Genomic DNA, 5291 nt, shown 5'->3' with positions numbered 1-5291 from the left:
TTTTCGGCGACGGTCAGCAATCGATAGGTAATCGCGCTTGCCAGCCCGCAATCCTGGAATGCGTCGGACATCTTTCCGMCGTTGCGGATGGTATTCATCGCCGTGGCGAGCGCCACGCGGTCGCCACGGCCGATCAGGCCACGAGCAAGGTCGAGTGCCTGGACCACCGGAATGCCGCCATCGACCAGCATCGCCGAGGTTCTGAAGAACTGAGACTGGCGATAGATACGGAAATGCATGCCGATGCCGGGCAACGCAAGAATGCGATCGGCAATCCAGTCGCGCACGCCCTGCCGGCGCAGTGCAACGATCGATCCCAGCAGCAACACCGCGAAGCCTGTGACCAGCGAAGACCCGTGCGCGTGGACCAAGCCGCCCCAGGCCATCAGCCATCGCGACAGCAGCGGAAGCTCGCGGCCGCTGTTCTCGAGCAGGTTCGCGAAACGCGGGACGACAAAAGCCAGCAGGAAAAAAACCACGGCCAGGCCAACGGCCATCAGGACGGATGGATAGATGGCCGCGGAAACCACCCGGGCACGCAATTCTCGCAACGTGGCGCTATTGCGCGAATAGCGCTTCAGGCTTTCGGCAAGGCCGCCAGTTTGTTCGCTGGCCTTTACACAGGCTATCAGCACGGTCGGGAAGACATCATCCGCATGCTCGAGCGCGGCGGACAATGCGTGGCCTTCGTCCAGTTGCCTTAGCAGTTGCCGGTAGGTTTTTGCCGAGGCATCGCGGCGCTCATTGCTGCCCAGCGTGCGTAAAGCGTCGATCACGCCAACACCGGCGTCCAGCAAGGCGGCCAGTTCTCTTGCAAACAACTCGACGTCGAACTTCGTTACCTGCAGCGTCATCCAGCGGCCAGGCCCGCGCCTGGCGCCGGCGGCTTGCCGGATCGATACCACGCGCAGCCCGCGCGCGCGCGCCGTTGCGGCCGCACTGGCCGGCGAGTCGCTGTCGATGTGGATTGACTGCACCTCGCCGCAGGTATCAAAGACGCGCATCAGGTACTTCACCTCGTTCTCCCTGTCCGGCCATCCAACCAGCGGGCTACCTCTTCGCAAGCAGGGCACGCTTACCAGGACGTGACATCCGCGTTCTCGCCATCGCCTCCAACTTGCCCATCCTTTCCGAAGGAGACCAGATCGTAGTCACCATGCTCGCCTGGCGAGCGGTATTGATAGGGCCTGCCCCATGGATCCAGCGGCACGGCCTTCTCCAGGTAGGGCCCGCTCCAGCGCGGCTCGTTCTGTGGCTTTGCCACCAGGGCTTCGAGCCGCTCTTCCGTGGTCGGGTAGGACCCCACATCCAGGCGATACTGGTCTAGCGCCTTGCCCAAGGAACTGATCTGCGCCTTGGCGATGCTGATGTTTGACTTACCGAGTTGGGCGAAGTACTTTGGTGCAACGAGGCCTGCCAGCAAGCCGATGATGACCAGGACGACCAGCAGCTCCAGCAGCGTGAAGCCCTTGGTTCGACCCCAATCCTTCCCGATGCACCGCCCGCCACATGGCCGGGATATACACCCGTGCACGCGCCTGCATATGCGCGTGCAAAGCGAAATCAGTTGCGTATCGATGCGCATGGAAAACCCCTTGCCCTCGGGACGATCGCCTCGGCCCAACCGCGGCCTTTTTCTCATTCTTGGCTAGCGAGCGATGGGAAAGAAGTGGGGATACCCGCCGAACGGCATGGGTAGAGACCCTCCACTTGGGTACAGCAATGAGCCGTATTGGCATTTGGCTTCCCGGGTACATACAATAAGACACACCTGAAGGGAATGCCCTTAGGCGGCCGTCTTTCCGTGTTGCTGGACATCGCCATTGCGCAAGGAGGTGACTGGCGCTTTCCGTCCATCTCGCGCGGACCGCGGCCGCATCAGCACTTTAGGAGTTCCGATGAGCGCAAGCACTCCCCACGGAGGAGAGCATCTGAAACTGCGTGACGTCACCGATGCAATGCGCAAGATGATGGCCGCGATCGATTCGAGCAACAGGGTCCTGCGCGCGATAACAGATGTTCGCGGTACCGCTCTGGCCATTCTCGCGCCGGGCGGACGTTTTTTGTCGGCAAACAGCAGCGCCGCGGCGATGTTTGGCTATTCGATTGCGGACTTGATAGGCAAATCGCTTGCCGAACTGGTTCGGGAGAGCGATCAGAAACGCGTTAGCGAGGGATTCTCCGGCAGTGCATCGAGTGCGTTTCACTCCTTTGGTGCGGTCTTGCGCGGACGGGGCGGCCGGGACACCGATATCTTGTTGCACAAGCAACCCATTGCGGATAGCGAAGGCAATTTCAGTGCGTTCCTGGTTGTCTTCGAGGAGCCCGTCATTTTGCAGGATGGCAGCATCGAGGCGCTGAGTCGTCCTGAATCGGACCTTCGTCGGCTCTACACGCACCTGATGATCGGGCAGGAAAAAGAGCGCAAGCGGGTATCCTCCGAGCTCCACGATGGCCTCGGGCAGGCACTGACACTGATCAAGCTGATGGTTGAAGACTCACTGCAGCGCATCGAGCGCGGCAACGTCGAGGAGGCCGTCGCGTTACTGGATACCACGGTGCTGCGTATCCGTGAAACCATTGGCGAGGTGCGCCAGATCTGCAACGAACTACGCCCCAGGCTGCTTGATGATCTGGGCTTGGTCCCCGCGCTGGCATCCCTGTGCAGGCAGATAGAGCGCGGCAGCGGGAAGGTTGTCGTCATCTTCGATTGCCGGGCCAGGGAAGACGAGATTCCGGACAGTCTCAAAGCCGATATGTTCCGGGTGGCGCAAGAGGCAATGAACAACGTCGTGAAGCACGCGGTGGCAACCGAGATCAGGGTGACATTGCAACGCGACGCCAACGACATCCTGCTAACGATACAAGACAACGGCATCGGCTTCGAGCAGCTTCCCCTTTCGGCCGACGACGCGTCCTTCTCGGGGCTCGGTCTGATCGGGATGCAGGAGCGGGTCGAATCGAATGGCGGGAGTTTCTCGCTCCAGTCAAGCGAGAGCAGAGGAACCCTCGTCTCGGCAACGTGGAGAACCTGATCCGCCGTGGGACAACGGCGACGTGCCTGCATCGGTTCGTGGTCCGGACATGTGCCTCATTGCCGTGCGAACTGTGCGAACTGTGCAAGCTGTGCGGGCGGCCATACGCATGCCGCCCACGCCAACCAACCTACTTTTGAGCGTCGCGACGAGGACAACCAAGGCGATCCTCGTTTCCGGCGGTGCTGCCGGACTGGCCATCCCGAACGTCATCGGCGCTGCTCGCGTTGTCGTTGGGCGCATCATGTGCATGCGTCAGCGGCGGCTCTGCATCGTGATTCGGATCATAATATCGCTTGGCCAGGGAAGTGATCAGGCCCATGTTGATGGCGATCAGAACCAGCCCGGTCAGATTTGTGATCCCTAACTTATGCATCAGGCTGGCACGATACTTCTCGATGGTCTTTGGGCTGAGGTTCAGGTATTGCCCAGCCTGCTTGTTGGATCGGCCTTCCGCGACCAGCTTCAGAACGCTGCGTTCCCTGGCCGTAAGCACATCCCACGCATTCTTATTCGAAGCCAAATGGTCGTTTCCGCTAACAAACGATTCCACCAGGTTTCCATACATTTCCGAACTCAGATGCTTCTTGCCCTGCATGACAGCATGCATCGCAAACACCAGGTCTTCGAAGGAAGAATCTTTCAAGACGTAGCCATCCACACCGGCACGCAGCGCCTCCCGGACGTACTCGTCGCTTTGGTGGACAGTGAGAGCAATGATCCGAACGGCTGGCGTTCGGCGTCGGATGGAGGAGATCGCATCGATTCCGTTCATGCCGGGCATCGATAAATCCATCAGGATCAGGTCCGGATTCAATGAGATAGCAAGATGACACGCCTCTCTGCCGTCTTTCGCCTCACCGACGACATTGAACTCGCCGATGCCGGATACCATCGAGCGTAGGCCGCTTCGTAGAAGGTGATGATCTTCGACGATCAGAACATTATATTTTATATTCACGTCCCCCTCCCTTTACCACCCTATTTTCTTCTGTTATTCATTGCTGAGATTGAATAGAATTAACGATAATCTCCCATAAAGCATGGATCGAAACAATGTGCAGCCATAAGTGCCGCCGGCATGAAAAAGGTGCCCGCCGGGGGACTGGGCACGAAACTGTTCTTCGTCACGCGATCATTCTCGCCATGCGCGGGATCTGAGTGATGCAGGCACGCCTTAGGCTGCCGCTGTGGTACGCATGCGGAGCATTGGCCGGCCAGCACCCACGCGGAATCGAGGGCCCCGACGAGGAGCCGCTCCCACAACGCCTGGTGGCCAGATGGAGATGGCTTCGGCGCGATTCCGCTGGCATGGAGATATCGCAGCAGGTCGGTGCAGCCCTCCCGGCGCTTGCTCATCATGACCTCTCCCGGCTGGTCTTCGCGTTTCGTAATTTCCTGTAATACAAGGCTAGGAACTAAATTCACGGAGAGACACCACCCAGATGGATTAGGGCTGTATTTGGTACAACCCATTCAAACACAAGATCAATGCATTACCTTTAATACAATAACGTCATGTCGTGGAAACCCGGCACGCTGTGCGGCAGGCAATGGTACGCGCCAGGGCACTAGACGCACCGGGCCAGCCGTCCCTGAAGGCCCGGGCGATCCGCTTGTACCATGGGAGAAAGGCCTGCCGTAATGACCAGCTCAAGGCCAGGCCGGAATACCGGCACGACCTGGGCAACCTGCGCAGGCGCCTCGCCATCAACCATCCGGATTACTGCTCCGTGGGGTTCTTTGCGCCATCGTCGGCCACGCTATCTTGGCTCATCGGCTCGTCTTTCATCTGCTGCTCGTTCATGCTGTCGGGGCTCGCCGGTTCGTCCTTCATCGGCTCCACAGCCATGCCACTGTAGTTCTGCGCATCGCTCTGGGCCCCTTCCTGGGCCGTGACTTCATGATTCATCAGGCTTTTGATGGCGATGTCGCTAACCGTGTCATCGGCGGCAAGAACGCCRGCGGCTGTGAACGCCAGGCTGCAGGCAAGTGCGGCGGCGGTGAACTTGTTCATGATGGTCTCCCTCAGCGATTCAATAACGGCCCGGGACATCCTGGGGCGAGGCGACGCCAGTCCCGGGGTTCTACCACTATGCTCGGCCAAGCGGGTAACAAGAAAAGTGRTAATCCACGCCAAAAGGCATGGGCAAGATCCCCCAATGCAAGGCGGTGCGGATCACGCCCCCATCATTCATCGCCTGTACGATGCGGCTCCTTGGTGAGTAGCCCTACCTCATCTGTAGGGTGTTGACC

Annotated in this window: 5 protein-coding genes; 1 reads left to right on the top strand and 4 read right to left on the bottom strand. The window is 59.5% G+C overall.

All coding sequences use genetic code 11. The annotated features are described in order from the left end of the window. Together AC1DS3_RS34815 and gspG are read right to left on the bottom strand one after the other, a co-directional pair. A partial coding sequence (locus AC1DS3_RS34815; protein ID WP_477128971.1) for a type II secretion system F family protein occupies positions 1-1016 on the bottom strand: 1016 nt, incomplete at its 3' end. 59 nt (positions 1017-1075) lie between these two features. Beyond that, positions 1076-1585, bottom strand: a complete 510-nt coding sequence (gene gspG, locus AC1DS3_RS34810) for a type II secretion system major pseudopilin GspG (RefSeq protein WP_441640714.1) — start codon at positions 1583-1585, stop codon at positions 1076-1078. A gap of 313 nt (positions 1586-1898) precedes the next feature. Here gspG and AC1DS3_RS34805 point away from each other — a divergent pair, with 313 nt between their 5' ends. After that, on the top strand, positions 1899-3035 hold the full coding sequence (locus tag AC1DS3_RS34805; RefSeq protein WP_441640713.1) for a PAS domain-containing sensor histidine kinase: 1137 nt from the start codon (positions 1899-1901) through the stop codon (positions 3033-3035). A gap of 130 nt (positions 3036-3165) precedes the next feature. Here AC1DS3_RS34805 and AC1DS3_RS34800 read toward each other — a convergent pair whose 3' ends face one another. Both AC1DS3_RS34800 and AC1DS3_RS34795 read right to left on the bottom strand, forming a co-directional pair. After that, on the bottom strand, positions 3166-3996 hold the full coding sequence (locus tag AC1DS3_RS34800) for a response regulator (protein WP_441640712.1): 831 nt from the start codon (positions 3994-3996) through the stop codon (positions 3166-3168). Positions 3997-4758: 762 nt separating this feature from the next. Continuing rightward, positions 4759-5052 carry a hypothetical protein gene (locus tag AC1DS3_RS34795; RefSeq protein ID WP_441641586.1) on the bottom strand — a complete coding sequence of 98 codons (294 nt, stop codon included), beginning with the start codon at positions 5050-5052 and terminating at the stop codon, positions 4759-4761. Between the last annotated feature and the right edge of the window lie 239 nt (positions 5053-5291).

This window comes from Cupriavidus sp. 01L46, assembly GCF_056399905.1.
The sequence above is the reverse complement of the archived record's forward strand: the minus strand, read 5'-3'. Positions and strand labels throughout refer to the sequence as shown.

Coding starts and splice junctions, on each gene's coding strand:
- gspG (WP_441640714.1), bottom strand. CDS start 1,585: ATGCGCATCGATACGCAACTGATTTCGCTTTGCACGCGCATATGCAGG.
- AC1DS3_RS34805 (WP_441640713.1), top strand. CDS start 1,899: ATGAGCGCAAGCACTCCCCACGGAGGAGAGCATCTGAAACTGCGTGAC.